At 47.9% G+C, this 25,282-nt stretch carries 32 protein-coding genes; 8 read left to right on the forward strand and 24 right to left on the reverse strand.

The features are described 5' to 3' along the window. Nucleotides 1-9 precede the first annotated feature (9 nt). From QFX30_RS05640 to QFX30_RS05650, 3 genes are all read left to right on the forward strand, one after another. Nucleotides 10-1,281, forward strand: coding sequence for a homoserine dehydrogenase (locus tag QFX30_RS05640; RefSeq protein ID WP_300489427.1), 1,272 nt, complete (start codon nucleotides 10-12; stop codon nucleotides 1,279-1,281). A gap of 135 nt (nucleotides 1,282-1,416) precedes the next feature. Continuing rightward, complete coding sequence (locus tag QFX30_RS05645; protein ID WP_300489430.1) at nucleotides 1,417-2,187, forward strand: Dna2/Cas4 domain-containing protein; 771 nt, start codon at nucleotides 1,417-1,419, stop codon at nucleotides 2,185-2,187. Nucleotides 2,188-2,343: 156 nt separating this feature from the next. Then, a complete protein-coding gene (locus QFX30_RS05650) occupies nucleotides 2,344-2,613 on the forward strand; it encodes a hypothetical protein (protein WP_300489432.1) in 270 nt (89 codons plus the stop codon). A gap of 33 nt (nucleotides 2,614-2,646) precedes the next feature. Here the strand turns inward: QFX30_RS05650 and QFX30_RS05655 are convergent, their stop codons facing one another. From QFX30_RS05655 to QFX30_RS05745, 19 genes are all read right to left on the reverse strand, one after another. Beyond that, the gene (locus QFX30_RS05655) at nucleotides 2,647-3,303 is read right to left on the reverse strand and encodes a DUF5612 domain-containing protein (protein ID WP_300489434.1); all 657 of its coding nucleotides are present in this window, start codon (nucleotides 3,301-3,303) and stop codon (nucleotides 2,647-2,649) included. A gap of 16 nt (nucleotides 3,304-3,319) precedes the next feature. Then, entirely contained in the window at nucleotides 3,320-3,571 is a 252-nt protein-coding gene (locus QFX30_RS05660) for an energy-converting hydrogenase B subunit P (protein WP_300477772.1), read from the reverse strand. A gap of 10 nt (nucleotides 3,572-3,581) precedes the next feature. Continuing rightward, complete coding sequence (locus tag QFX30_RS05665; RefSeq protein ID WP_300489437.1) at nucleotides 3,582-4,571, reverse strand: NADH-quinone oxidoreductase subunit H; 990 nt, start codon at nucleotides 4,569-4,571, stop codon at nucleotides 3,582-3,584. A 5-nt stretch (nucleotides 4,572-4,576) separates the two neighbouring features. Beyond that, nucleotides 4,577-5,707 carry a nickel-dependent hydrogenase large subunit gene (locus QFX30_RS05670; protein ID WP_300489440.1) on the reverse strand — a complete coding sequence of 377 codons (1,131 nt, stop codon included), beginning with the start codon at nucleotides 5,705-5,707 and terminating at the stop codon, nucleotides 4,577-4,579. An 18-nt stretch (nucleotides 5,708-5,725) separates the two neighbouring features. After that, the gene (locus tag QFX30_RS05675) at nucleotides 5,726-6,172 is read right to left on the reverse strand and encodes an NADH-quinone oxidoreductase subunit B family protein (protein ID WP_300489443.1); all 447 of its coding nucleotides are present in this window, start codon (nucleotides 6,170-6,172) and stop codon (nucleotides 5,726-5,728) included. 10 nt (nucleotides 6,173-6,182) lie between these two features. Beyond that, nucleotides 6,183-6,692: a 4Fe-4S dicluster domain-containing protein gene (locus tag QFX30_RS05680; RefSeq protein WP_300489446.1), complete on the reverse strand. Its 510-nt coding sequence runs from the start codon at nucleotides 6,690-6,692 to the stop codon at nucleotides 6,183-6,185. Between the two features lie 15 nt (nucleotides 6,693-6,707). After that, the gene (locus QFX30_RS05685) at nucleotides 6,708-8,051 is read right to left on the reverse strand and encodes a 4Fe-4S binding protein (RefSeq protein WP_300489449.1); all 1,344 of its coding nucleotides are present in this window, start codon (nucleotides 8,049-8,051) and stop codon (nucleotides 6,708-6,710) included. Nucleotides 8,052-8,072: 21 nt separating this feature from the next. Continuing rightward, nucleotides 8,073-8,300: an energy-converting hydrogenase B subunit J gene (locus tag QFX30_RS05690; protein ID WP_300489452.1), complete on the reverse strand. Its 228-nt coding sequence runs from the start codon at nucleotides 8,298-8,300 to the stop codon at nucleotides 8,073-8,075. A gap of 13 nt (nucleotides 8,301-8,313) precedes the next feature. After that, the gene (locus QFX30_RS05695) at nucleotides 8,314-8,775 is read right to left on the reverse strand and encodes an MnhB domain-containing protein (protein WP_013296420.1); all 462 of its coding nucleotides are present in this window, start codon (nucleotides 8,773-8,775) and stop codon (nucleotides 8,314-8,316) included. Beyond that, on the reverse strand, nucleotides 8,772-9,068 hold the full coding sequence (locus QFX30_RS05700; RefSeq protein WP_300489456.1) for an EhbH: 297 nt from the start codon (nucleotides 9,066-9,068) through the stop codon (nucleotides 8,772-8,774). The genes QFX30_RS05695 and QFX30_RS05700 overlap by 4 nt, the downstream gene beginning before the upstream one ends. Next, nucleotides 9,061-9,396 (reverse strand): energy-converting hydrogenase B subunit G, EhbG, encoded by a 336-nt coding sequence (locus tag QFX30_RS05705; protein ID WP_300489459.1) that lies wholly within the window; start codon nucleotides 9,394-9,396, stop codon nucleotides 9,061-9,063. Before QFX30_RS05705 ends, QFX30_RS05700 begins: the two co-directional genes overlap by 8 nt. 11 nt (nucleotides 9,397-9,407) lie before the next feature. Then, nucleotides 9,408-10,904 (reverse strand): energy conserving hydrogenase EhbF, encoded by a 1,497-nt coding sequence (gene ehbF / locus QFX30_RS05710; protein ID WP_300489462.1) that lies wholly within the window; start codon nucleotides 10,902-10,904, stop codon nucleotides 9,408-9,410. A gap of 29 nt (nucleotides 10,905-10,933) precedes the next feature. Next, complete coding sequence (locus QFX30_RS05715) at nucleotides 10,934-11,293, reverse strand: cation:proton antiporter subunit C (protein ID WP_300489774.1); 360 nt, start codon at nucleotides 11,291-11,293, stop codon at nucleotides 10,934-10,936. Then, the gene (locus QFX30_RS05720) at nucleotides 11,293-11,529 is read right to left on the reverse strand and encodes a DUF4040 domain-containing protein (RefSeq protein ID WP_013296425.1); all 237 of its coding nucleotides are present in this window, start codon (nucleotides 11,527-11,529) and stop codon (nucleotides 11,293-11,295) included. The genes QFX30_RS05715 and QFX30_RS05720 overlap by 1 nt, the downstream gene beginning before the upstream one ends. After that, nucleotides 11,530-11,784: a DUF2109 family protein gene (locus QFX30_RS05725; protein ID WP_048901309.1), complete on the reverse strand. Its 255-nt coding sequence runs from the start codon at nucleotides 11,782-11,784 to the stop codon at nucleotides 11,530-11,532. 14 nt (nucleotides 11,785-11,798) lie between these two features. Next, nucleotides 11,799-12,056, reverse strand: coding sequence for a monovalent cation/H+ antiporter complex subunit F (locus QFX30_RS05730; RefSeq protein WP_300489467.1), 258 nt, complete (start codon nucleotides 12,054-12,056; stop codon nucleotides 11,799-11,801). Nucleotides 12,057-12,066: 10 nt separating this feature from the next. Continuing rightward, complete coding sequence (locus QFX30_RS05735; protein ID WP_300489470.1) at nucleotides 12,067-12,378, reverse strand: monovalent cation/H+ antiporter subunit E; 312 nt, start codon at nucleotides 12,376-12,378, stop codon at nucleotides 12,067-12,069. 104 nt (nucleotides 12,379-12,482) lie between these two features. Beyond that, a complete protein-coding gene (locus QFX30_RS05740) occupies nucleotides 12,483-13,148 on the reverse strand; it encodes a metal-dependent hydrolase (protein ID WP_300489473.1) in 666 nt (221 codons plus the stop codon). Between the two features lie 43 nt (nucleotides 13,149-13,191). Further along, entirely contained in the window at nucleotides 13,192-13,923 is a 732-nt protein-coding gene (locus QFX30_RS05745) for a succinylglutamate desuccinylase/aspartoacylase family protein (RefSeq protein ID WP_300489476.1), read from the reverse strand. 197 nt (nucleotides 13,924-14,120) lie between these two features. On the opposite strand from QFX30_RS05745, the gene QFX30_RS05750 reads away from it, so the two are divergent. Further along, nucleotides 14,121-15,305: an argininosuccinate synthase gene (locus QFX30_RS05750; protein WP_300489479.1), complete on the forward strand. Its 1,185-nt coding sequence runs from the start codon at nucleotides 14,121-14,123 to the stop codon at nucleotides 15,303-15,305. After that, complete coding sequence (locus QFX30_RS05755) at nucleotides 15,305-15,574, forward strand: pro-sigmaK processing inhibitor BofA family protein (protein WP_300489482.1); 270 nt, start codon at nucleotides 15,305-15,307, stop codon at nucleotides 15,572-15,574. The genes QFX30_RS05750 and QFX30_RS05755 overlap by 1 nt, the downstream gene beginning before the upstream one ends. A gap of 100 nt (nucleotides 15,575-15,674) precedes the next feature. Here the strand turns inward: QFX30_RS05755 and QFX30_RS05760 are convergent, their stop codons facing one another. Then, complete coding sequence (locus QFX30_RS05760) at nucleotides 15,675-17,177, reverse strand: NAD(P)H-hydrate dehydratase (protein WP_300489485.1); 1,503 nt, start codon at nucleotides 17,175-17,177, stop codon at nucleotides 15,675-15,677. A 112-nt stretch (nucleotides 17,178-17,289) separates the two neighbouring features. Between QFX30_RS05760 and QFX30_RS05765 the strand changes: the two genes are divergently transcribed. Next, nucleotides 17,290-19,218 carry a 3H domain-containing protein gene (locus tag QFX30_RS05765; protein ID WP_300489488.1) on the forward strand — a complete coding sequence of 643 codons (1,929 nt, stop codon included), beginning with the start codon at nucleotides 17,290-17,292 and terminating at the stop codon, nucleotides 19,216-19,218. Between the two features lie 36 nt (nucleotides 19,219-19,254). On the opposite strand, the gene fhcD is transcribed toward QFX30_RS05765, so the two are convergent. The 4 genes from fhcD to QFX30_RS05785 form a co-directional block, all read right to left on the reverse strand. Beyond that, the gene (gene fhcD, locus QFX30_RS05770; RefSeq protein ID WP_300489491.1) at nucleotides 19,255-20,148 is read right to left on the reverse strand and encodes a formylmethanofuran--tetrahydromethanopterin N-formyltransferase; all 894 of its coding nucleotides are present in this window, start codon (nucleotides 20,146-20,148) and stop codon (nucleotides 19,255-19,257) included. 341 nt (nucleotides 20,149-20,489) lie between these two features. Next, complete coding sequence (locus QFX30_RS05775; protein ID WP_300489494.1) at nucleotides 20,490-21,566, reverse strand: sensor histidine kinase; 1,077 nt, start codon at nucleotides 21,564-21,566, stop codon at nucleotides 20,490-20,492. Between the two features lie 154 nt (nucleotides 21,567-21,720). Further along, nucleotides 21,721-22,737 carry a UPF0104 family protein gene (locus QFX30_RS05780; protein ID WP_300489497.1) on the reverse strand — a complete coding sequence of 339 codons (1,017 nt, stop codon included), beginning with the start codon at nucleotides 22,735-22,737 and terminating at the stop codon, nucleotides 21,721-21,723. Between the two features lie 77 nt (nucleotides 22,738-22,814). Next, nucleotides 22,815-23,306 (reverse strand): metallophosphoesterase, encoded by a 492-nt coding sequence (locus tag QFX30_RS05785; RefSeq protein WP_367186135.1) that lies wholly within the window; start codon nucleotides 23,304-23,306, stop codon nucleotides 22,815-22,817. 152 nt (nucleotides 23,307-23,458) lie between these two features. Between QFX30_RS05785 and QFX30_RS05790 the strand changes: the two genes are divergently transcribed. Further along, nucleotides 23,459-23,680 carry a TRAM domain-containing protein gene (locus tag QFX30_RS05790; protein WP_300489502.1) on the forward strand — a complete coding sequence of 74 codons (222 nt, stop codon included), beginning with the start codon at nucleotides 23,459-23,461 and terminating at the stop codon, nucleotides 23,678-23,680. A gap of 144 nt (nucleotides 23,681-23,824) precedes the next feature. Next, nucleotides 23,825-25,255: a TrkH family potassium uptake protein gene (locus QFX30_RS05795; RefSeq protein ID WP_300489505.1), complete on the forward strand. Its 1,431-nt coding sequence runs from the start codon at nucleotides 23,825-23,827 to the stop codon at nucleotides 25,253-25,255. Nucleotides 25,256-25,282: the final 27 nt, after the last annotated feature.

The raw sequence follows: 25,282 nt of genomic DNA on the forward strand, positions 1-25,282 counted from the left end.
GGTTTTCATGTGAATGTTGGACTCATAGGATTTGGAACAATCGGGGCGGGGGTTGTGGAGATATTCAACACTAACCATGACCTCATAAGAGAAAAAACTGGAAAGGACCTGAAACTCAAAAGGGTGGTGGACCTTGACATAGAAACTGACCGTGGCGTTGAGATAGACCCTGAGATACTCTCAACAGATGCTGATGATATCCTCAATGACCCTGAGATCGATATAGTGATAGAGCTCATAGGGGGCTATGAACCGGCCAGGAGCTTCATACTGAGGGCACTGGAAAATGGTAAGCACGTTGTAACAGCCAATAAGGCACTCCTCGCCAGGCACTGGGATGAGATAATGGCCACTGCAAGGGAGAATGGTGTGAGGATCGCATTCGAGGCCAGTGTGGGTGGGGGCATACCCGTGCTGAGGGCCCTAAACGAATCCCTTGCAGCCAACCGGATAAAATCCATTTACGGTATAATAAACGGCACAGCCAACTACATCCTCACAAGGATGGCCTCTGAGGGCATGGAATTTGATGATGTCCTTAGGGAGGCCCAGAGGCTCGGTTATGCTGAGAGAGACCCTACATTTGATATTGAGGGCCATGACACCGCCCAGAAGCTTATAATACTGGCTCTACTTGGTTTCGGGATTTATGTGCCCGAAGAGGACCTCCATGTGGAGGGTATAAGCAGTATAAGGCGTGATGATATTGAATACGCAAATAAGGAGCTCGGCTGCAGTGTTAAACTTCTTGCAACGGCCTCTCTGGATGATGGTGAGCTGGAAATGGGTGTCATGCCCTTCCTTGTACCCCATGAACACCTGCTTTCATCTGTAAATGGTGTATTCAACGGCATATACATCACAGGGGACTTCACCGGCCCTGTGATGTTCTATGGTAAGGGGGCGGGGCGGAGGGCCACTGCAAGTGCAGTTGTTGCAGACTGTATGGACATCGCCCTGAACCCTGAAAGTCCACTGCAGCCAGGACCCGGTGTCAGGATGGTTGAATCCATAAGGGAGTTCAGCAAAACCAGATCAAGGTACTATATCAGGCTTGATGCTGTTGACAGGCCAGGGGTTCTCCATGAGATAGCCGGGGCCTTCAGCAGGCATGAAATAAGCATTGAATCAGTTACACAGAAGGGTGCACTTGAGGGGGAATCTGTACCCATATACATAGTGACCCATGAGGCAACAGAGGGGGACATTCAGAGCGCCATCAGGGAGATATCTGAAATTCGGTGGGTTACAGGTGAACCTGTCCGCCTTAAAATACTCTAATTATTTTTAAATCTCCTCTTTTTATTTTTCAGGCTTATATATCACGTAAACCCCATGCCATGAGTTCCTTCATCCATGGTTTCCACCACCATACTTAATACTTATTAATAAATTAATAATATGGTGGTGAATCCTATGTCCGTTGCGGTTTCCATGATATCTGAATTCATGTTCTGTCCCATGAAGGTATATCTCCGTGAACTCCTGGGGATCAGTGAGCCGGGTAACAGGTTTGCAATAAGGTTAAGGGATGCCTACCTTGACTTCAGGGCAGCTGCTGAGAGCAGAGCCCGGAAGATTGACGAAGACATCGGGATGGATGAACTGGAATCCGTCCTCAGGGAGGACCTCAGGGGGATAATAAGGGGCCTTGATGAAACTGAAAGGAATAAGATAATGGACCTCATGCTCTTTGAGGTTGAATCCACTGCAAACAGGATAATCAGGGCTATGAGCACCCTTGGTCTTTCAGGGGAGATGGTGGCCCATGTGCTGTTTCCACCATTGATCAGGGATTACCCGATCAACGATCCTTCCCTTGAGATCCATGGACGTGTAACCATGGAGCTGGTTGATGGCTCCTACTACCCCCTGAAGATAAAGACCACAAAACCTCCCCTGAGGGGTGTCTGGCCAGCCGACAGCCTTGAACTCACAGCACATGCTATCCTGGTTGAGAGGGAATTTGAAACAGAAACCCTGGTTTCATTCATAGAATACATGCTTCCAGGTGAGAGAAGACCCGTGCTGGCGGATTACGGGAGAAGGGAGTACCTCTTCGATATCCTGGACGATATAAGAAGGATAAAGGATGATGGTGAGGTGCCTGAAGTTCAGGTGAATCCATCTAAATGTGCCAGCTGCGGTCTTGCAGGGACCTGCTCACGTGAGGGTCCTCTAAAATGACGGTGTTATAGCAACTGTGCCACCAGTAAATCCTCATGAGATCAAAAAAATCTGGTGTACAGCCACAGGCCATGTGAAAAAAGAACTCAGACATTGCTGTCGCTAAAATGATTAGAATTAAATAACCGTTAAAACATAATAACTTAAGGTGATGATATGAAGGAGGAGCTTCTTAAAAAGTGTGAAAATATAGACAGCCCGGATGTGATGAGCAGTTGCCGTGTTCTCCTGGAACTGGCTGCCAAGAAGAAGGATGAAATACCCGAAGAGGACCAGACTTACCTTGAAATGGCAGAGAACCTCAAGCCATCAGATGTATCAAAGGTCCTTGAACTGGCCCTTAAAATAAGGGAAAGTGGTGATATAAAGGACCCTGAACTCAAAAACGCTGCCAGTAAACTTATAAGGGCTATCGAGATGAGCTAAAGCCCTAACTCTTTTTACCCTTTATTTGGGTGGCTAGAATTTTTCACCCCTTACTTTTTCAATGTTAAAAACCGCTGTGTCTGCAACCGCCATTACACTCATAACCCCTGCCTGTATGGGGTCTGTCACAACAAGATCCGCAACATCTGTGACGCTCCCTGGCATGTTGAGGCTTATGACGATGATATCATGTTCACTTTTAACCCTCTCAACGGCCCTTGTGATCTCTCCACCCATTAGTGAACCGGCAAGTACCAGGGCGGCCACCCTTGGGAGCCTCCCAACGGCGCTGACAGCCTCCGCAAGTTCAGCCTCCCCTACGAGGGGTATGGTGTCGATGCTTATGCGCTCGCCCCTTATATTGTGCCTATCGGCCTCGCTGATGGCCCCCATGGCAACCTGGGATACCTGGGCCCCGCCACCTATTATGATTATCCTCTTACCATAGATCTCCTCGAGTGACCTGTGCACCCTGACATCAACCACTGTTTTTGAGGACCTGATTTCATCCAAGAGGGACTCCATGTCCTCCACATCCTCAAGTTCCATGTATATGGAGCCATGGCCATCCCTTTCAACGTAGAGGTGGGCGTAGGTGATGTTTATGTTCCTTGAGGCTATCATGCCGGTTATCTCACTGAGAACTCCTGGCCTCTCAACCGTCTTTATACTGAGAGCCGCTGAACTCATTTAAACCACGAAAAATTTAATCTGAGGCCTCCAGGAGGGCCTTCTCTCTCCTCCAGAGGCTCAGATAGTTATCCTCATCCCTTACTGGTATTATTCTGAGGCCCAGTTCCCTGTGTTCCTCTATCCAGTCCTCATCAAACACAGGGACCTCTATCTTGATGTGCTCGTCGGTTGGATTCACGACTATGAGGTTCCTGTAGGGGAACTCCAGTTCCACTATGTATCCGCCAAGGCTTATCATGTGATGCGGCCTTATAACCATCTTCATTCTATCACCTTCATACAAATGCCACCACCAGTGCCAGGACCCCTATCACCGATGCCGCTGCTGTTACCGGGTAGAACTGCTTGAAAGTGAATACCGGTGCAAATGCACTGAAGACTGCCATGATTACGGGAAATATAGCTGCAGCTGCCAGGTTGACGAGTATGCCCAAGCTGAGTATGTTTGGGGGTACCCCGATGAAAAGTACAGAGAATAAACATCCCAGTGTGAACATGAGGAATCCCCGGGTTATGTAAACGAATGCCCTGTACTTTGAAGCGTACTCCATGTATGGCCCCTCTATAACATCGGCCTTGGTTTTGAGTATGGCGAAGGGGTACTCGTTGAGGAGTATCATGTAGCCGATGAAGAATGCCACGGTACCTATAACCCCTGCAAGGGTGAAGAGTACCGGGCCATTGGCTGCCTGGTATGCCACGATGTCCCCGATGGATATGCTTCCAGCCATAACCGCCGGCACGAATAGTGCGATGTATATGGGGAATGAACCGAATGCAATCAGCCTGAAAGCCCTCATTGCACTTAGATCCTCAAGGAAGTACCTCTGGACATTGGGGTGTTTGGCCCCCTTTGCAAGGTCAGGGAATGGCATCCTCAGGGACATGACTGACCTTGAGAGTGAACCCATGAAGACGTAGATCACCTCCTCTATCTTTAGGAATCCCACAACTGCGACCAGACTTGCGAGGGCCCCGAAGGTGTACATGGGGGGTATGAGGAAGAGAAGTATGAGGAGTGCTGATATGAACCCTATAATGGGGAGTGAGTTGTAGAGGCGTGGGAGGGGTGAGCATGGCTCAATTGTCTTTTTGTAGAAGAATTTGAGTACAGCCATGAGCCCCGGGCTTGAAACAGGGGGGCCTATGCGCTGCTGTATCCTTGCATGGACAAATTTCCTCTCAATCCCCGGCAGCCAGAGGCTTACAATCAATCCGAGCAGGACTGTTCCAGTGACAGATATGATTGAATATGATGCGTCCACTTTGATCACCTTTCAGCATTGAGGTCTATTATTTCAATTGCCCTGTCTGTGCATGTGAAGCAGGGGTCGCACTGCACTATCCCGAGCTGTGCATCGGTGATGTGGTGGCCTATGCAGGCATACTGCATGGCACCAATGTTTGACATTGAGGGTGTCCTTATTATTGAGCCCCTCACCCTTCCATCCTCTATTGCATAGGAGTGGTAGAGTCTTCCCCTTGGGGCCTCAACGTAGCTCTTCACTATCCCTGTATCCTGCATCTCCCAGTTCCTGTCAACAACCCTTCCATCCGGGAGGTCCCTGAGGGCCTGTCTTATTATCTTTATGGATTCAAATATCTCGAGGACCCTCATGAGGAGGTTTGCCCTGACATCCCCACCATCCTGGGTTATGATATCAAATTCAAATGGCTCGTAGCATGGCATTTCAGTCCTCAGGTCGAATTCAACACCAGTTGCCCTGAGTGTTGGGCCTGTTACATGTAATCTAAGGGCATCCTTCCTGCTTATGGGGCAGACCCCTGTGATACGGGACATCACCATTGGATCGGAGGTGAACCTCTCTGCAAAGGCCTCAACCTTCTCCTCTATGAAGTCCATTCCCTCACTTATCCTCTGGATTTTCATCTCGTCAAGGTCTGCCCTCGGTCTTATACCCCCAATGATGGGTACGCCGTACTGTACCCTGTTACCTCCTATGAGCCTCAGAAGTTCCATAACGGTCTCCCTTATGTAGAATAGTCTCATGGAGAATGTTTCATGCCCAAGGACCTCATTTCCATGGGCCAGGTAGAGGAGGTGGCTGTGGAGTCTTTCAAGTTCCCCAACTATTATCCTTATGTATGAGGCCCTTTCGGGTATCTCCACTCCGAGGCCCTTTTCAGCCACCAGGACTGAATTCCAGAGGTGGACGCCTGAGCAGATCCCGCATACCTTCTCTGTCAGGCTGTTGGCCTTCTCCACAGGGAGACCCTCCATTATCCTTTCAATTCCCCGGTGGTTGACCCCTACGGTTATCTCGGCGTCTCTGACTATTTCGTCCTCAACGAACAGCCTCACACGGTAGGGTTCTATGGCTGCCGAGTGCACGGTACCCATTGTTATTTCTGTCTCAATTATCTCCCTTTTCCCATCCATTGTAAGCACCCTGAATTATCAATCTGCCTCCAGAAGTTTTGGCAGTGCTGCGACTGCCCCTGCAAGGACATCTTCAGGTCTTACCGCGCATCCAGGGACCTTTGCATCCACAGGTATGATCTTATCCACTGGGCCGCAGATTTCCTCTGAGGGGATGTCCCCATGTATATTCTTGTAGACCCCGCCCATCAGAGCGCATGCCCCTGCAGCTATAACAGCCTTGGGTTCTGGTATTGCATTGTATATCTCCCTAAGTGGCCCCTCGTTCTGTTTTGTGACCGGACCGGTTACTATGAGTACATCGGCCTCCCTAGGGTTCCATGTCAGGAAGATCTTGTACTGTTCGGCGTCATATTTCGGTGAGAGAACTGCGTTCACTATCTCTATGTCGCAGCCGTTGCATCCCCCGGTGTATACGAGCATTGCATGTACAGCTCTTGCCCTTGAAAATGATTTGAGACCCATAATCCATCACCTACATCTTCCTTGCAGCCTCTGCAAGGGTATCGGTCCTCTTTATAACGCTTTTATCCGCCAGGAACTGTGATATGAACTTCAGTTTGTCCTCACTTATCTTAACGGGCTTCTGAAGTACGGCTCCGGCGTCAAATTCCACCTCCCCCACATCATTGGGGTGGATGGTCCCTGGTTCCCCGAAGAGTGCGTAGAGGGGGCAGAAGTCATGGCAGTAATAGCAGTGAACACACTTCTCACTGTTGAGGACCGGTATCTGTCTCTTTATGAGGCCCTCTATGATTTCAACAGGTTCATCCAGGTCCTTCATCTCGATGGCCCCTGTTGGGCATGCATTTGAGCATCCAGCGCATCCTATGCATGATACCTCCGCGACCTTTGGTTCCGGTTCCACTGTGCCCTCGAGGATTCTTTTTCTCAGTTCCATGTCAGTTACCCGGTCTGCTGCAAAGAGTATCCTCTTGAGGTTTGTGTAGGAACCCTCCAGCATTATCCTTAATATGTTCTTCACCTGAGCCACCATCCCTTAATCTGATAAACCGAACTCCCTCTCAAAGAGAACCGCCCTTGCAGGGCATATGTTTGAACATGCACCGCAGTGTATGCATTTATCCTCATCCACGATCATTAGTCCGCTTTCATCCCTTGATATTGCATCCTCAGGACATATATCCAGGCAGAGGCCGCATCCAATGCACAGGCGCGGGTCTATGAGTGTGAAGCCACCTGTTATCCTTCTCTTCTTCATGGTAGTTTTTGGTATGGCATCTGCAGGGCAGTGGATTCCGCATTTCTCACAGAGTATGCATTTATCGGTGTCCACCTCTATGGAGCCCCTCTTAAGGGTTATGGCATCAACAGGGCATATCTCTGAGCATACACCACAGGATATGCAGTCCTCTGAAACCGAGCCGTCCCATCTCACCGTCCTGAAGTCTCGGGCCCTGCTCACATCACACGCCTTAACGCAGCGGCCACAGGATACGCAGTAGCCCCTCAGTTCCCCTTCAACCATCCTCAGGGTTCCAACGGGACATGCGTCTATGCAGGGGGTTTCATCGCAGTCCCTGCAGAGTGATGGGTCGTATCTCAGTTTGCCGTCAACCATTTTGAGTGCTCCCCTCTCACAGGCCCCTGCACATAACCCGCAGTTGAGGCAGGATACTATGCTGCCCTCACGCTCTGTTTCTGGCCTCCTTATCTTTACCTCAAAGTCATCCACGTATATTGCTCTGCTCGGGCATTCCCTGAGGCATTTGAGGCAGAGTGTGCACTTCTCAGGGTCTATCTCAAGGTCCTCTATCGCCCCCACGGGACAGACGTCCTCGCAGACACGGCACTCTGTGCATACTCCCTCATCTGTATCAATTATTATCGCGCCTGTTGGACAGTAGTACTGGCATCTCCTGCAGAGGGTGCATTTATCAGGGTCGGTGATCACATTTATCCGGGTGGCTTCATGGCTCTGTGGTGTTCTCCTCACCGGTGGTTTCACTGCCAGGTTTAGTGATTCCAGGAAGCGGAGCTGTCTGTCCTCTATGAGGTCAAATGCATCCACCCTGGCACCCAGCGGGCATTTATCCGCACATCGGCCACACCTTGCACATATGCCCTTAACGACACCATCCTCTATCCTTATGCTGTTTACGGGGCATGTCATCTCACAGACACCACAGGCGTTGCACTTTGCCCTGTCAACCACGTATCCCCCGTACCTGTTCCTGCGTATTGCCTTGTTTGGACAGGCCTCCATGCATGCACCGCAGGTTATGCAGCTGAAGGGCCTCCCATCAATCATCCTTATTGCTTCAGTCGGGCATGCCCTGATGCATTCTCCAAGTCCCTCACATTTTCCTGTTGATATGAACATGATACTAACCCCATGATATTATCAGCGCCCAAGTAAGAGTTTGCCCACAACTATACCTGCTGCTGCAGTCGCAAACCCTGTGGCGATGGGGATATCCGTGTAGTACGGGAATGGACCGATGTTCCATGCCACGAGGATGAGGACCAGTAGCAGCGCGATGTAGGTGGATGCGGGAAACTCATCATCCCTTATTCTGCTTCCAAGTATGAATCCAAGTAGAAACCCGAAGATTATTGGACCTGCAAACATTCCTGATTCCCCACTATTCTGTGACCTCTTCACCCCTGAACTCCATGAAGGTTATTACGATTGCACTGAGCCCCACGAGGACCTTGAGACCCACAACTATGTTTAGGTAGGGTATTATACCTGCATGCGTCGGGTCAGGGTAGTTGAAGAAGCCGCTAACACTCTGTGATATGCCATAAAGGTCAACTCCCAGGTTGTAAAGGAAGAAACCTGAGAATAACAGGCCGCAGAGTCCCAGTGCGACGTATCCAAGTGCCCCTATGCTTTCCATTGCAGACATGAATTCATGTGAAAACTGGAAGGGGCTCTTTTCGATTCCGTATACGACTGCACAGAATATGAACCCCGCTGCAACCATCGCGCCCCCCTGAAAGCCCCCTCCAGGTGTGATGTGGCCCCCGAGCACCGTCAGGATCCCCAGGCACATTATGAATATTGCTGCAGGGAATGCGAATATCTTAAGTATTGTACTCATCTCTCTTTCCCTCCATCATCTCTCCCCATCTGGACCTTACCCCTTCCAAATACCAGAAGGGTTACAAGCACAGCCGTGACAAGTATAAGGGCCTCTCCAAGTGTATCGTAGGCCCTCCAGTCAAACACGACAACCGTCACCATGTTTGGGGCTATCTTTGTTCCGAGGTAATTGTAGATGATGCTTATCCCTGGGTTTATCACCTTGCTAAGGTCAATGATGGCATCGAAGAGTGTTACCCCGAAGAGGCCTAGGGCCACCGTTGCCATGAGCCCCCTGATGGATTCAGACACCTGAACCACCCCAGTAGAATATTGAAACCAGTATTCCAAGTGTCATGAGCGCATAGAATATCATCCTGCTGAACTCATCCCCCTGTTCCCTTCTGAGTCTCACAGAGAGCGGGAACGAGGTCAGTAGGAACACTGCCAGCAGGAGAACCATGAACACCATGAGGATGAAATTTATCTTCCTCAGCATCACCGCAGCTATCAGGACAGCTGCAGTTACGGTTATCTCTGCTGTGAGTGCTGCTGAGGCAGAAATGTTGCTTACTCCCTTCTCGCCATCTTTCTCTGTTAATTCCCTTATCCTGTCTATTACAGTATCATAGAAGCTCATCTCATCCCCTCTCATATTATAAGACCCTGTATCAGTGATGTGAACTGGGATGTTGCAATCCAGGGCGCCAGTCCCAGTGCCGTGCATATGAGGATCAGCACCACAAGTGAGAATACCGTTGATCTGGGGACCGATTCTGATTCCAGTTCCATTCCCTCAGGTTCGGGTCTGAGGTAAACCGAATAGAATGCCCTGAGGAAGGTCATGAATGTGACTATGCTGAGGAGTATCATCACAACACCCAGCTCAGGGAACCCTGCCTGGATGGATGCCTGTATGAGCATCAGTTTGCTCTGGAATACATTGAATGGTGGTACACCCGCCATTATGAATCCTGAAAGCATCACGAGACCTGCGAGGCCGGGTTTATATGCTATGAGGCCCCCTATCCTTTCAGGGTCGGATCTTCCAGTCATGTAAAAGATTGTTCCGAAGCCCAGGAATATGCATGCTGTTATGAGGGCCTCGTTGACAGCTTGAAAGAGACCCGCCGATATGCTGGCTGCGGTTCCAAGGCCAAGGCCTATTCCAATGTACCCGAGTTCACCCACCGCAAGGAAACCTATCATTCTCCTTAGATCCGTCTGCATGAGTGCCATGCTTATACCAAGAACCATCCCTGCCAGTGAGAAGAACACCATGGCCCACCTCACAAGAGGCATATGGTAGAACATCCTCAGTATGACCAGTGCGAGGGCTGTGAAGGTGAAGACAGAGAAGGCCTGAAGAAGTGCCGCCCCATGGGGGAGGGCCCTGCTGTAGACCGCTGATTTGATGGTGTGGAATGGTGGGAGCCCTGTTCCATAGAGCCACCCGAAGAGTATGAGTGATGATGCAAGCAGGAACAGGGGGCTGCCAGGGTTAACAAGGCCATTTCTCATTGAAAACACTATATCTGATATGTTAACGTTACCTGTCAGTGCAAGGAGTATTGCCACCCCCAGGAGGAGCATTGGGGCTGCCACTCCACCTATCATCATGTATTTGAGTGCGGTTTCATAGCTGCGCTCCACACCTGAGCAGAGTATCACACCAACCTGTGCAAGCGCCGCTATCTCAAAGAAGACATAGAGGTTGAATATGTCATCTGTGAGGACTATGGCTGTAACAGCTGCTGTCCCCATGAACATGAGGAATGCGTAGACGCCTGAAGGTTTCCTGACCTCATTGAGGGATGTTAAAACCGCCAGGAACGCCACGATTGATAGTATGAGCAGGAATATCCTCTGGGCACTTCCAAAGAGGTATGTTATCCCGGGGTGGAATGAGTAGAGGTACGATGACTTTACGGACTCGGGCAGCCCAGATGCAATGGCAGGATTCTCTGATAGCGGGGCGTAGCCCCCAAAGTAATGTGCACCGTATCCTGCAAGGAGGGGTATGAGTGGAAGCACGATTGCCACTGCAACAGCCAGTGCCTTCACGGTTCTGTCCCTTCCATGAAGGAGGTTAAGTAGAAGTGCGCACAGAATCGGTAAAACCACCATGACCGGTATAAGTGGATTCATAATTTCTCACCTGTTAAACTACTGATTTTTCACTCTTCCAGCACCTTGGACGCGCTTATGGTGCCGTGTTTATGGTAAAGGATTATTATTATGCCGAGCATCACAGCAAGGGTACTGGCCCCTATAACTATGCTTGTGAGTACAAGTGCAAATGGCAGCGGGTAGGATGCATTCTGTGCAAACCACGTCCCTGACATTCCTGGAATGTAAATGTAGACCACACCCCCAGGCCTGTAGCCCAGCGTCACAAGGAAGAGGTTAACGCCGTCGGCTATGAATGAAAGGGCTATGACCTTCTTTATGAGGTTGTCTATGAATATCACGGCCACAGCGCCTATGACCATGAGACTTCCCGCGGTCAGTAGGGATGCCAGCTGTAGAGAGATCATCATTCTTCCTCCATTCTCATTGTCCTGTAAGCAGCAAGTGCAAAGAAGACAGGTATAATTGCAGATCCAACTATCGCCTGTGTCAGTGCCACATCAGGTGCCAGTAGCAGCTGGTAAAGGGCGGCTATCGCAGCCCCGGGGACCCCTGTGAGTATGGCTGCCTTCAGGAGGTCCCTCTGGACCAGTGCAAGCACCGCTCCAAGTATTGCTATGATCATTATCACGTATTCGATCATCTAATCCCCCTCACCATAATAGTGGGCGTTTGCTATTGCATGTGAGACGAAGGGTGCCAGTATAAAGTATGTTGCGGCCAGGAGTGGTTCTCCAAGGGCAAGGAGTGCCAGTATGCATGCAACATCCGCAATACCAAGGACGTGAATCCTTGCATACAGGACCCTCTCTATATCGTCCCTGAATCTGAGTATACCTATGGCTGCCAGTATCACAAGTATGGATGAAATGATCAGGATAGCGGACCTTAAAATCATGATGTACACTTCTATCAACCCCTCAGAACCCTCGCAAATGCTATGGTACCAACTGGCCCCAGAAGAACAATGGCGTAGGCTATATCACGGCAAAAGCCAACCCCATACATCCTGTTTATGAGTATGAGTATCGTTGCGATGGCCAGGCTGAGCGCGGATATGCCAACAAGGCCCATCCCTATGCTTTTTCTTGTTGCGATCCTCACCGCTGCAATGGAGAACACTGCCAGTGAAGCCAGGAGAATATATTCTGATATCATCAGCAGATCCATTAAAAACCCCCTATTCAAGCATCCCCCTTATGTAGGGCTCAAATGGTATTATGTCCTCCCTGCTGCGGGGATATATTGCAGCGACCTTCAGGATTCTGTTTTCAGAATCAAGGTCAATCGAAAGTGTTCCTGGTGTGAGGGTTATGCTGTTTGCAAGTATCGTCTGGGACACCGGCCTTGTGAGTTCAGTCTCTATTTCCACTATTACGGGCTCAATGTTTCCATTCAGTGTTCTTACTGCCACGTCAGCTGTTGCCTTAAGTATCTCATATATCAGGACCAGGAAGTAGGCGATACCGTACAGAATCCTTGTGATAAACATTTTATAGCTCCCTTCTCATTTAGTACCAGTTCTAATTAACATGATTATTTATGATAATATAAAGTTTTCTATATAAATCGTAATAAAAATGTGATAGTCGTTGATTACAGCACCAAAAGCACGTAGAGTACCACAAGGGCCCAGAAAATCAGCATAATGATCCCAAAGCCCTTTCTGAAGGTTCTCCCCGAGAAGGGCCTCATGAACCTGACCCCTGATGGTGTGAGGGAATCAAGGACATCATGGCTGATGAAGCCGATGAGGAGGGGTCCCATTATTGTGTAGAGATCCATTTTAGGGAAATCGGTGAGGAAAACCCCAAGAAGAGTCAGAAGTACGAATGGTAAGATCATCACCCTGTTAAGGAACATGAAACCCAGAACCGTGAGTATCACCATGATTGATGCCTTCCTATCGAGGCCCAGTGACGTGAGAAGGAAGAACATTGATAGAACAAATACCGTCAGGCAGGAAGAGATTATGAAGGCCCCCAGAATTGAATGCGTGAATCCCCTGTGCCTTGAAAGGTAGAATATGAGGGCAAGATCCATGAGGGCAATCCCCGCAAGGTAGGGAAGACCCAGGATATAAAATACAAGGAATATTACAAGTCCAAAAAGAAACACAGTTGAAACGTTCTCTGATTTAACCTCATGATCCATATCAGGAATCATGGCCCCCAGAAGCGCCAGTGCAACCGGAAAAACCGCCTGGAAAATCGGGGACGCCATTATGATTGAAAAGACGGCATGCTTCTTATATGAGGACACTGACCCACCCCGCTCTACTGAAGGAACACATCCCAACACCTCATCATGATAGAATACCCATGTACTTGAGGAAAACCCTCATCTGAAGGAGCGACCTCCCCTCACTGCCCTCCCTGACAACTCCATTCTCAGATAAAACCTCACAGGTTACAGCTGGGATGCCTGCAAGATTGCATTCATCCTCAAGGGCCCCCCTGTAATGGGAAGACGCCCTCTCATAGCATAGAAGTTTTGATGAAGTCCTTGAAGTTATGTAACGGGCTATCTCCAGGCTCTCGTGTTCAGGTTCCTCTGAACAGAAAACACCCTCAACACCTGGTTTGCTTCCAGGTGCCGTGGAGTGGAAATCTGCGAGGGCATCCAACCCCAGCTCACATGCCCTCCTGAATATGGAATTTGTTACAGACCCCTCAATGCTGGCTGAGCGGTTCAGATCATGTCCCATGAACCACCTGCTGTTCTTCATCGTTGCCCATGGGGCGGCAAATGGTATCAAATGAACGGTCCCACTTATATCCATGGATAAGAGCTGTTCTGAAAGCCTTAAAGCCGCTACCTGTGGGGGTATCTCATTGCCATGAACCCCTGCCACTATCATCACCACTGGCCTCCCGCCTCCAAGGGTGAGCATCACTGTACCCTTTCGGGAGTGCTCTGCCAGTTCAAGGGAAAGTTCTGAGCTTAAATGTGGCCGTAGAGCATCATTGAGAGTAACATCACCTCCCGAACCCTCATGTACAGTTGAAATTTTAATCGAGTCCTCCCTCACAAACATCAAGGTCACCACGCACAGAACCATAAGCTTAAGTGATTATCATAGGTTCCCATATGTACAATGTAAATCCCACAGTTCGCCGAATTGGTGATAGCATGGGTCTCCAGCTATGGGGACAGACTTAATAACACCTAGCCATTATATCTATAATGCTAGTAATAAAAACATGGGTATTTGATTCTTATAAGGTGATTGTTATGGATAAGGTGGTTCTTGCTTTCAGTGGAGGTCTTGACACATCTGTATGTATCAAGCTCCTTGAGGAAAAATATGGTATGGAAGTCATAACGGCCTGCGTGGATGTTGGTCAGCCGCGGGAGGAGGTTGAAAGACCGGCGAGGGTTGCAGAGGAACTCGGAAACTATAAGCACTACACAGTTGATGCAAGGGAAGAGTTTGCAGAGAACTACATATTCCCCGCAATAAAGGCAAATGCGGTATACGAGGGCTACCCCCTCAGCACGGCCCTTGCAAGGCCCCTCATAGCAGAAAAGATAGTTGAGGTGGCCGAATCCGAGGGTGCATCTGCAATAGCCCATGGATGCACAGGTAAGGGGAACGACCAGTTCCGTTTTGAGGCTGTTATAAGGTCAAGGACAGACCTTGAGGTCATCGCACCCATAAGGGACCTGAACCTCACAAGGACAGAGGAAATGGAATACGCAAGATCCTGCGGCATACCCCTGCCCTCCGATAAACTCTACAGTATAGATGAAAACCTCTGGGGGCGTGCAATAGAGGGCGACATCCTGGAGGACCCCATGGTGGAGCCACCTGAGGACGCATTCCAGTGGACAAGGCCCATCGATAAAACCCCTGAAGAACCAGAGGTGGTTGAGATCGAATTCAGGAGCGGGGTTCCCGTTGCAATGAATGGTGATGAGATGAAGCCCCTTGAACTCATAGGCCTTGCAAATGAAATCGCCGGTAAACACGGGATTGGAAGGGTTGACATAATGGAGGACCGTATTATAGGCATGAAGAGCCGGGAGGTCTATGAAACACCCGCAGCCTTCCTCCTCCTGGAGGCCCACCGGGCCCTTGAGCAGCTGACACTTACAAGGAGCGAGCTCCGATTTGCAGATATAATTAGCAACACCTACGCTGAACTCGTCTACAGGGGACTCTGGCATGACCCCCTCCGTGAGGACCTTGACATGGCAATAAATCACATGCAGAGGCGTGTAACCGGAATGGTGAGGGTCAAACTACACCGGGGCAGTATGCGGGTCATAGGCAGAAAGTCACCCTACAGCCTCTACAGTGAGGAAATAGTATCATTTGAGGACAAGACCCTCGACCAGAGGGAGATGGCCGGAATGGTCAAGAACTACGCCCTCCAGGCCGGGATATACAACAGGGTGTGCAGGAAGGAGAACTGATGGAAGGGTTCTCATTCCTTGTTCTCATTGTGGTTGCCACATTCATAATTGCAGGGGGTCTTGCGTCCCTCAGAATACTTTTTGGTGTTGGGAAGAAGATACTGGCACTGGCAGGAAACATAGTGCTTGGTATCCTTCTTCTTCTTGGTGTTAATATACTGCCATTCGTAAACATCCCCATCAACCCCCTTACACTCCTCGTGGCTGGTTTTGGTGGGGTGACAGGAGTGGGGATACTCCTCATTGGAAACATCCTTGGGCTGGTATGAGGATTCCCCTATATTCAATTGATTATTTCTGACGCCATATTGCAAAGAGGTCCTGTAAGCCCCCCATAATCTATAATTCAACTATTACTTTTTTGATGGCTCAGAAACCATAGGTACGCATATCCATTGCCTCTGGAATAAAATTATGGACATCTGATGCTAAAAATCCTGTTCCAAATTTCTCCATTGCAAGTTCCCCTGCCTTGCCATTTATGAATGCTGCAAGTGAGGCGGAATCAAATGCTGAAAGCCCCATTGCACGCAGACCTGCAGTTAAACCGGCAAGGCAATCCCCTGTACCACCAACGGTCATTCCCGGACAGCCACTCCTGTTAAGCCGGAATCTGTCACCCTGGAATATCATGTCGACGGGACCCTTCAGAAGGACTGTTCCACTTATCCTGGCTGAAATCGAGCTGAAGGCAGCCACCTGTTCATTGAAATCAGCGTATACATCGGATCTGAGTTTAAAGAACTCCCTGAATTCACCCATATGCGGAGTTACAGTTAGATCCCTGTATTCAGTGACCTGGGAGTAATCAATCAGCCTGAGTGCATCGGCATCGAGTACGAGGGGTTTTCCCATCTCCTGGAGTGCTCCAATAAGTTCTCTGAAAGTTTCTGATGTTGATTGGTGTCTACCAGCCCCACAGCCCACAAGAACCGAATCAGCGTTTTCTGCAAGTTCCAGAAGCTCGCCCAGGGACCCTGGCCCTATATATTTACCCTCAAGTTTTCTGACTATTAGATCAGGTGAAACGGATTTGATGGCGCTGGCTGCGCTGCCCGGTGCTGCAACGGTTACAACGTCTGCACCTGCCCTCAGTGCGGAGATGGCTGCGAGTGCAGGGGCCCCTGAGTAGTGATGGCTTCCGCCGATAACCAGGACTCTCCCGTTTTCCCCCTTATGACTCTCAGGGCTCCTTGAGGGTATCCTTAGGAGATCCCCTGGACCCACAAATACTTCGGCTGCCCGTGGTATCCCTATGTCCCTCACCACGATTTCCCCTGTGATGGCAGGGTCCGCCTTTTCAAGTCCATCCTTCATCCTGTGAAAGGTCACCGTAAGGTCTGCAGATACAGCAACATCATCCACGGTACCAGTCTCTGGGCTGAGTCCGCTTGGTATATCCACAGAAACCTTAAATGCGTCTGAACGGTTTATGAGCTCAATGGCTGACCTTGATGGTTCCCTTATAACCCCCCTGACACCCGTGCCAAGTACTGCATCAACAACCACATCTGCATCCACAGGAAAAAGCTCAGATGAATCACTGACTGTCCTTACACCGAGTATGCCTGGCTCCGGCTGCATGGCCATGAGAACATCCCAGTTACGCCGTGCCTCCTCTGACCCTATCCTTTCGGGGTGTGTGAGTAGGAGAACCTCAACCTGAAAACCCATGTTAAGGAGATGCCGTGCAGCAACAAACCCATCACCACCATTTCCTCCCGATCCGCAAAATAATACGACCCTTCCTTCATCCGCATAGTTTCCTATCTCCTCTGCAACTGCCCTTCCAGCATTCTCCATAAGGGAAAGCCTTGGAATACCAAGATACTCCGCATTAATATCAGCTGTCGCCATGTCAATCGGCTTCATGACTGTTTCACCATCCTTAAAAATTTGAGGGTTAATTCCAGAGCCCCTCTCCAGATGCTCTGAATTTATATTATTGACTGACAGATATTAACATATCAACGGGAGGTTTCCCATGCCACCCCAAAGAAATCTGGTGGAGAATATCCCATATGTTCCCCTATCAGTCATATACTATGCTCTTGCAGCTCTGGCGGCCCTCGTAATATATGGTATAGTTGGCTCAATGTACATAATGGGGCTTGACCTCTACAATGCCATCTACTTTACAGTGATCACCATCGCCACTGTGGGTTACGGGGACATAACACCTGTCACTGTATCCCAGAAGATATTCTCTGTTACCCTTGCCCTCGGTGGTGTGGGACTCATAGCCTATGTTTTAAGCTTAACCGTTTCGGTGATCACTATGACACTGCAGGAGACCATATCAGGTGCCCGGATACGGAGATTAATGCAGTCAATGAACAACCACTTCATTCTCTGTGGTTTTGGCCGTGTTGGATCCGCCGTTTTTAAGGAACTCCTGAAAAGGAATCTGAAGACCATAATAATTGAGAAAGACCGAGAAATAGTAGAGAAGGAACTGTGGGAAGACCCCAAAGTACTTGCAATACCTGAAAGCGCGACAGATGAGGATACACTCAGGGCGGCCGGGATAAAGAGGGCCCGTGGGGTTATAATAACAACCGGAGATGATGTTGACAACCTCTTCATAACCCTCACCTGCAGGGAGCTGAATCCAGACATATGGATCGTGGCAAGATCCAGTAAAAAGGAAAACATAAAGAGACTCTACCGTGCAGGGGCCAACCGTGTGATCTCCCCTGAAATCAGCGGGGGTGAGGACATCTACTTTGCAGCCATGGAACCCACCATGGTGAAGATAACAGTCAAGCATGATGTTGAGGATATTGGAAAAGAGGCAGAGATAATACTCAAGTATGGCTGCACACTGGAGGATATAGAGTATCACCTCCCTGAGTTCAAGGAGCCCTTGGTGAGGAAGATCGGGGTATCTGAGAGGAAAGAACTTGAAAGGTTTTTAAATGCTCTTGAGGGGGACCCGGCCAGAAAAAGCTCCCTTACAAGAATCTATGAGTCTGTGAGCGGAATACACTCCCACTGGATATCCGGGCCAGACCGGGAAAGTATAGATAAGGTCATAGATGAACTCAGAGAGGAGGGTATACTTCTTGGGGTTAACCTCGATGACAATGAGATAAAGGAGGTTGCAAGGAAGCATGGAAGGCTTGTTGAGGTAATAATTAAGCCTGAAATGAGCATTGTTGAAAACCATGGAGTGGATGACATAAGAAGAGAAGCAGAGATCATAATAAAGAATGGCTGTACAATCGAGGACATAGAGTACTACCTTCCAGGTTTCTCAGAGCCCCTCAGAAGAAACGTGGGTGTTGACTCAATGGAGGACGTCGACCGTTTCATAAAGACCCTCAGAAGTGACTCCCGTAAACTGGAATCCCTTGACAGACTCTACACCCTCTCAGGTGGGGGTATACATACACACAGGATATCAGGACCAGATGCAAAGAGCCTCGAGAGGGTGGAGGAGGAGCTCAGAAAGGAGGGTTTCCTCATAGGAGTCAATCTGGACCTTGCTGAAATCAAATCCATAATACAGGAATCAGGGAGGGTTGTGGAGATGCTCCTCAAACACGACCTGGGTAACATGGATGACAAGGAGATAATTATAAGGAGGGGCGGTCGAATTCTTGACTCAAAGCATTACCTTCCAGGGGTTAGGCAGGTGGTGACAAGAAACCTCAACATAAGGAACATGGATGACCTCCAAAGGTGCCTAGAGGAACTTGAAAAGCCAGACGCCAGAAGATCCCTGAAGGCCTTGTACAGCATATCAAGGAATATACACTCACACACCGTCGCTGCAAGTGACGTTAAGGTTATAAAGAAGATTGAGAGGGACCTTGAAAAGAGGGGTGTGCTCCTTGGTGTTAACCTCTCTGAAGATGAGATATGGGATATAGTTGAAAGTGAAATGATGGAGAAGTTCTGCATAGAATAAAAATTTCCTAAAAATAGAAAAAGAAAAATGGAATATTCAGAAGAGATCGTGGAGTTTTATCTGGTATGCCCCCAGGTTGCCACCGTAGTTCCCTGCACTTATCTTAATTATGCCTGGAACGGTACATGCAGCCTTTATACCTTCCTTCATCGCCTCCCTTACAGCATCTTCGTTGACACCGTCTATAACTATCTCATATACCCCGTTAACGTTTTCAGGTATCTCGCTGCCCTCAACCTCATCTTTGAGGGTGACGCACATCTTCTCATTGGTTGAGGCGTTGAGGAACTTGTACTTGTTTGACCCGACCTTTGAACCTGAAGCCACAACACCACCAGGGAATGGTGTTATGGTGCCTTCAACTGCAGCTATCGCATCCACTGCTGCCTGGGCCGCCAGAAGGGCTGATGCCTGACTGTCACCCAGAATGAAGAAGTTTCCACCTGCAACCCCATCCTTTATTCCGAATTCACTTTCAATGAGGAAGTCCCCAGACATTATCGGGATTGAGTGGATTTTCCTTCCATCAATTTCAAGTTCCTTCTCGTAGCCATCACCGAAGAACTTGAGTTTGAATCCCACATTGAGTTTTTCGTCCTCGTCATCAAGAGCATCGAATACTGCGGTTGTTGGTGCTGTAAGTATACCCATCCCTATTCTTTCAAGGAGTTCATGGTCCAGGTTTTTCTTTGATGGGTTGCAGATCATTATTATGTATCCAGGTCTTCCATCAGGGGTCTCCTCTGGTGGAACGTAGCAGTCTATACCTGCCTCTGCAGGGCACCCTATAACAGACGTACCGTAACCTGTTGCCTCGGTTGCAGCTATCTTTGCAAGTTTTTTTGTTGCTGCGGTTACAAGAACCCTTGAAACCTTTATGCCGAAGGCCTCCGCAAATGTATCCTCTATTTCAACACCATTTATCTCCATAATTATCACCTAGTTGATTTAGTGGAAGAACTGCTAATATATTTTTCTAATTTTGTTTAAGTATTAAGGCCCTTCCAGAATCAGTTATCCTCCCAGCCCTCCAAGGGCACTTTAAATGAATCTACGGGATATTTTACAGAATTAAAAGTACTAAAACACCACCTTAAATGAATCTACGGGATATTTTACAGAATTAAAAGTACTAAAACACCACCTTAAATGAATCTACGGGATATTTTACAGAATTAAAAGTGGCTTTGATGAGAAGGCTTACCAATCAGCAACCTAATCAACTAAAGAAATTGCAGAATTATCCTATGGAGGTTTAATTAGGATGTGCTTCATTCACCGTCAGCTGGCTTCAGTACCTTTATCCTGAAACATGTTCCAGGTGAGAGCCTGTAATCCACCTTTGCCTCTATCTGATTCAGCAAACTCCTTACAAGTTGCAGACCCAGTGAATCTGCATTCTCAAAGTCCACGTCCTCAGGGAAGCCACGGCCATTGTCCCTGACCTCAAGAATGTAGTGGTCATCCTTATTCCTGAAAACAGCCCGTATCTTTCCATCCTGTCCCTCGGCGAAGGCATGTCTGAAGCTGTTGGATAATAACTCCGAGAGTATCATTCCAAGGGGCACTGCCAGCTCAAGGTCCATTTCAGCATCCTCAAAGTACATCTCAAGTCTCACATTTCCCGGTTCAGGCGAATATGTGCTTAAAATACCTGAAACAATACTCCGGGCATAGCCTGCAAAGTTTATTGACTCAAAGGATCCATCATGAATAAACTTCTCATAGGCCTTCCTTATTGACCTCAGACGATTCTGAGTATCTCTGAGAAGCTCATAATCATCTCCGTCTTTTATATAAGGGAACTGCAGATTAACTATGCTTGTGATAAGCTGAAGATTTTTGTCTATCTGCCTGTAGAGACCATTTATTGTCTTCTTCAATTCAGCTATCTCTTTTCGGAGTTCAGTCACCTCATGAAGCTTTTCTGAAGCATCCCTCGCAGTTACAAGAACAAAAACCTGGCCTGATAGTTCCAGGGGCCTGAAGCTCAGTTCAAGTGGCACATTCCTGCCATCTGCGTCCATGAACTCCATGATAGTAGTGCATGGGCGGGGTTCCTCAGCCAGCCGGTCGAGTATTATCCTCAGCCTGGATTTCTGAATGATGGGGATCGCCCTCAGCGTTGGAAGGTACCTTCCCCTAAGATTATCAGGATCATATCCCAGTTTATCAGCAAATGAATTGCTCAGATCGAGTATGAAACCATTTATGTCCTGTAATATCCATGGTTCAGAAGATTCCAGAAGGAGATTGAGGTAATCCGGTGATGAGCGTATCTCCTCCACGAGGTTCTCATACATTTTTTCGTCATGTAACTTATCGGTTAAGAAAACTCTCTCAAGCATGAATTATCCCCCTAACCTACTACAGCTGTCCATATATGAATCTGATCTATGACCCATAAATCTTTTTCCAGTGTTGTGTCAGATTTCACAATAGCCATAAAGCTTTCTCCATTAGTTTCCCACATATTTATCAAGGAATGTTATGTCGATCTTCCTAAAGCTTATCCATCAGTTTCTCAGATACGGAAGCCCCAAAGTATGGCAGGGATGCCACACCCATCGCTGAGATCATCCAGAAGGATATGAGTCTCTCAACCACAGTTACAGCTGCGCTGACGGATGGTGATACCCCTGCTGCCGAATAGAATACTATCATAACCCCATCAACGGCTCCAAGGCCCCCTGGAAGGAGTGGTATCATCCCAATGAGTGTTGCCACTATGAAAACTTCCGCTATCACAATGAGTGATATGCTTGTGCCAAATGCCTCAAATATAAGGTACACCCTTATGATCTCAAGGATCCAGAGGAGGAACGAAAGTGGTATACCATACAGCAGTACCTTTTTATCAGCCAGCATTATCCGCATTGTGCCCTGAAATTCCCTGAGAGCATTCCTTAACCTTTTTTCAAGTTTTTCATAGTTCTTTCTGTAGAATCTTCCTACAATGCCAAGCAGCCAGTCAAGTACCCTCTCACCTGACTCCCTATCAATGGATATGTAGAGAGCCACAAAGAAAGCGGCTGTTATTATTATAACCGAAACTATAAGTGCGGCAACTATCCATGGTGATAGTTCAAAGTAGAGTACTATTGAGACTATGGTTAGTATAGCCAGGAAGATAAATGGAAATGTGTCAAGACCCCTATCTGCTATGACAGTTGCAAAAGCAGCCTCCATTGAAGCCCTGGAGTATTTTCCCAGTATGTAGGCCCTTACAGGTTCGCCTCCACCCCTTGCACTTGGAGTGAGGTTATTTATGGCCATCCCCACTAGTAGCATCGGGAAGAGGTGTCTTTTTTTTATGTTTATTGAAACAGCCCCCGTGGTAATGGCCCACCTCACGGTGAAAAGACCAAGAATTATAAATTCTAGGGCAACTGCCATGATTACATAGAGCGGGTCCGCTTTCCTGAGGGCCTCCTCAATTTCTCCAGGCCCTATGAAAGATATCATGACCACAAGGGCCAATAAACCTATTGCAATAAGAATTGCGCCTTTGTGTTTCATTTAAACCATCAATATCCTTTCTCAGATATTAAATCACAGCCTTACAAGATTGAAACCTTTCTCTGTAAAAGATCAAATCAAAGCCTTACAAATTCACATGAAAGTCTGTCTGTGTCAAAGAGCGCCAGTGTACTCTCCCCTGAAAGGTAGCCGCAGAGTTCACCTGGATTGACAGTTATGGTTTCTGCGCTCACAATGCTCTTCTCATGGGTGTGACCGGTTACCACAAGGTCGTATCTACCACATCCAGCAATACAGTCAAGGATCTGCCTGTTATGGCCATGTATAACAGCTATTTTCAGGCCATCAAATTCCAGTTCCTTAAATTCAGATAGCTCTGTGAGTTCAGAGTAAGCGGCACGCAGTCCATCCCTTTCACCATCATTGTTTCCAAATATGGCCTCAAATCTCATCTCAAGATTTCCAAATTCCTGTGCAGTGAATGGCGATATTAAATCCCCTGCATGTATAACAAGATCCACGGATTCCCTGTTGAATAAATTGACGGCCTTCCTTATTGAACCAAGGTTATCATGTGAATCAGCCACCAGTCCTATCAAACAAACCACCTGCAAAAAGATACAGTGATCCTACATACATTTATATACTATGATGTTTAAGTTTATGTATGGGATGCGGTGAGGTCATTGATTATTTCTTACTGTTTCTGGTTGGAAGTAATTATATGATTTTGTGCGTCCCTACTTAAGGATGTGATGAATTGTTTGGAGATAACTACTACAGGAAGGAAACCTACTCCACACCAGTCAATGTTGGTGAGGAGTATGAAGTTAAAATTGAGGACCTCGGCAGAGATGGCGATGGAATAGCCCGTGTTGAAGGTTTTGTTATTTTTGTACCTGGTGCAGGTGTCGGAGACGAAGTTAAAATAAGGATAAGTGCAACCAGGCGCAAGTTTGCTTTCGCTGAAGTTGTAGAATAAACTGGATTGAATTTTATATAGACTGGAGTAGATTATATCTACCCAACGAACTTTATTTTTTGCTACCCAATTGGAGTATTACCATCTCTTTATATATTATTCTAAAAATTTATATTGAAACACCCCTATTCTTTATATGGTAACATGAGATACGTTGGAAAGAGGGACCTTTTTACCGTTGGAAAGTATCTTGGCAATATAATGCAGGGGATAGGCTTTGTTGTTGCATTACCCCTAATTGTTGCACTGATCTACGGTGAAAGCGATTTTTTAAGTTTTATTGTGCCCTCGATTATCTCATTAAGCATTGGAACTGTGCTGAAGAGATATTCCCCTGAGGAATGCGCCATACGCCTGAAACATGGTATGATGGTTGCATGTCTTGCCTGGCTCTGGGCCGGATTCATAGGTAGCCTTATAATGATGTCAGCCCTCAACATCGATTTTGCAAATGCCTTCTTTGAGAACATGTCCGCCTGGACAGGCAGTGGACTCACAGTTTTCTCCAATGTTGAAGCGCTCCCAAAATCAATTCTATTCTTAAGAAGCCTTGAACAGTGGATCGGTGGGCTTGGAGTTGTTATAGTTGTTATAGGTGTCCTCATAAGGCCAGGTACAGCTGCTGCGCGTTTATACAAGTCCGAGGCAAGGGAGGAGAGGATAAAACCCAGCATAGCAAACACCGTCAGGACTATCTGGTGGATCTACCTCACCTACACGGTCCTCGGGATCGTTCTCTATGGGCTGACAGGGATGCCCCTCTTTGATGCCATCAACAACACCCTCACGAACCTCTCAACCGGGGGGATGTCCATAAAGAACCTCAACATTGGCTACTACCGTAGCGATACAGTCTACATTGTAACCATGTTTCTCATGATACTGGGTGGAACAAGTTTCCTTGTGCACTACCAGGCCATTAAGGGGAGATTCTCAAATGTTCTAAGGGATATACAGCTACAGGCAACTTTTGCCTTTATAGTCCTCTTCACGGTCCTTTCGGTTTACGTTGGTGGTGTGGCCCCCCTTGAATCAGTCTACCATGTAATATCGGCCCTCAGTTGTACCGGTTCAAGTATAAGTTCAGCCAGCCAGATGGTTGCCTGGTCAGGGTACTTCAAGATAGTTCTAATAATATGCATGCTCACGGGCATGGCTGCGGGTTCAACCACAGGTGCTGTGAAGATAATCCGTGTTATAACCGTTTTGAAGGGTGTCTACTGGGACATCATGAGGATACTGGCGCCCGAAGGTTCGGTTATACCACGAAAGATATCATGCAAGTCTGTGAGTGACACTGAGATAAGGGAAGCCGGCTCATACATAACCCTTTACTTTATCCTCCTTTTTTTCACATGGTCCATTCTTGTAATCTATGGATATGACCCCCTCAACTCCCTCTTTGAGGCGGCCTCCGCCCAGGGAAATGTGGGGCTTAGTATGGGAATAACCAGTTTCAATCTCCCTTTAATACCAAAAATAGCCCTCATAATTAGCATGTGGCTTGGAAGACTCGAGATAATTCCTGTGCTTGTGTTAATACGCGGTTTCGTGGAAGCCTTTAAGGTTAGTTGAGCGGCGAGAATAGGTTCATGATCATTC

Source organism: Methanothermobacter sp., assembly GCF_030055435.1.
Taxonomy (GTDB): Archaea; Methanobacteriota; Methanobacteria; order Methanobacteriales; family Methanothermobacteraceae; genus Methanothermobacter.

Excerpts from the sequence above, each read along its gene's own strand:
- QFX30_RS05645 (WP_300489430.1), top strand. The coding sequence starts at position 1,417 with ATGTCCGTTGCGGTTTCCATGATATCTGAATTCATGTTCTGTCCCATG.
- QFX30_RS05650 (WP_300489432.1), top strand. The coding sequence starts at position 2,344 with ATGAAGGAGGAGCTTCTTAAAAAGTGTGAAAATATAGACAGCCCGGAT.
- QFX30_RS05655 (WP_300489434.1), bottom strand. The coding sequence starts at position 3,303 with ATGAGTTCAGCGGCTCTCAGTATAAAGACGGTTGAGAGGCCAGGAGTT.
- QFX30_RS05660 (WP_300477772.1), bottom strand. The coding sequence starts at position 3,571 with ATGAAGATGGTTATAAGGCCGCATCACATGATAAGCCTTGGCGGATAC.
- QFX30_RS05670 (WP_300489440.1), bottom strand. The coding sequence starts at position 5,707 with ATGGATGGGAAAAGGGAGATAATTGAGACAGAAATAACAATGGGTACC.
- QFX30_RS05675 (WP_300489443.1), bottom strand. The coding sequence starts at position 6,172 with ATGGGTCTCAAATCATTTTCAAGGGCAAGAGCTGTACATGCAATGCTC.
- QFX30_RS05685 (WP_300489449.1), bottom strand. The coding sequence starts at position 8,051 with ATGTTCATATCAACAGGAAAATGTGAGGGACTTGGAGAATGCATCAGG.
- QFX30_RS05690 (WP_300489452.1), bottom strand. The coding sequence starts at position 8,300 with ATGTTTGCAGGTCCAATAATCTTCGGGTTTCTACTTGGATTCATACTT.
- QFX30_RS05695 (WP_013296420.1), bottom strand. The coding sequence starts at position 8,775 with ATGAGTACAATACTTAAGATATTCGCATTCCCTGCAGCAATATTCATA.
- QFX30_RS05705 (WP_300489459.1), bottom strand. The coding sequence starts at position 9,396 with ATGAGCTTCTATGATACTGTAATAGACAGGATAAGGGAATTAACAGAG.
- ehbF (WP_300489462.1), bottom strand. The coding sequence starts at position 10,904 with ATGAATCCACTTATACCGGTCATGGTGGTTTTACCGATTCTGTGCGCA.
- QFX30_RS05715 (WP_300489774.1), bottom strand. The coding sequence starts at position 11,293 with ATGATCTCTCTACAGCTGGCATCCCTACTGACCGCGGGAAGTCTCATG.
- QFX30_RS05720 (WP_013296425.1), bottom strand. The coding sequence starts at position 11,529 with ATGATCGAATACGTGATAATGATCATAGCAATACTTGGAGCGGTGCTT.
- QFX30_RS05725 (WP_048901309.1), bottom strand. The coding sequence starts at position 11,784 with ATGATTTTAAGGTCCGCTATCCTGATCATTTCATCCATACTTGTGATA.
- QFX30_RS05730 (WP_300489467.1), bottom strand. The coding sequence starts at position 12,056 with ATGGATCTGCTGATGATATCAGAATATATTCTCCTGGCTTCACTGGCA.
- QFX30_RS05735 (WP_300489470.1), bottom strand. The coding sequence starts at position 12,378 with ATGTTTATCACAAGGATTCTGTACGGTATCGCCTACTTCCTGGTCCTG.
- QFX30_RS05745 (WP_300489476.1), bottom strand. The coding sequence starts at position 13,923 with ATGTTTGTGAGGGAGGACTCGATTAAAATTTCAACTGTACATGAGGGT.
- QFX30_RS05750 (WP_300489479.1), top strand. The coding sequence starts at position 14,121 with ATGGATAAGGTGGTTCTTGCTTTCAGTGGAGGTCTTGACACATCTGTA.
- QFX30_RS05755 (WP_300489482.1), top strand. The coding sequence starts at position 15,305 with ATGGAAGGGTTCTCATTCCTTGTTCTCATTGTGGTTGCCACATTCATA.
- QFX30_RS05760 (WP_300489485.1), bottom strand. The coding sequence starts at position 17,177 with ATGAAGCCGATTGACATGGCGACAGCTGATATTAATGCGGAGTATCTT.
- QFX30_RS05765 (WP_300489488.1), top strand. The coding sequence starts at position 17,290 with ATGCCACCCCAAAGAAATCTGGTGGAGAATATCCCATATGTTCCCCTA.
- fhcD (WP_300489491.1), bottom strand. The coding sequence starts at position 20,148 with ATGGAGATAAATGGTGTTGAAATAGAGGATACATTTGCGGAGGCCTTC.
- QFX30_RS05775 (WP_300489494.1), bottom strand. The coding sequence starts at position 21,566 with ATGCTTGAGAGAGTTTTCTTAACCGATAAGTTACATGACGAAAAAATG.
- QFX30_RS05780 (WP_300489497.1), bottom strand. The coding sequence starts at position 22,737 with ATGAAACACAAAGGCGCAATTCTTATTGCAATAGGTTTATTGGCCCTT.
- QFX30_RS05795 (WP_300489505.1), top strand. The coding sequence starts at position 23,825 with ATGAGATACGTTGGAAAGAGGGACCTTTTTACCGTTGGAAAGTATCTT.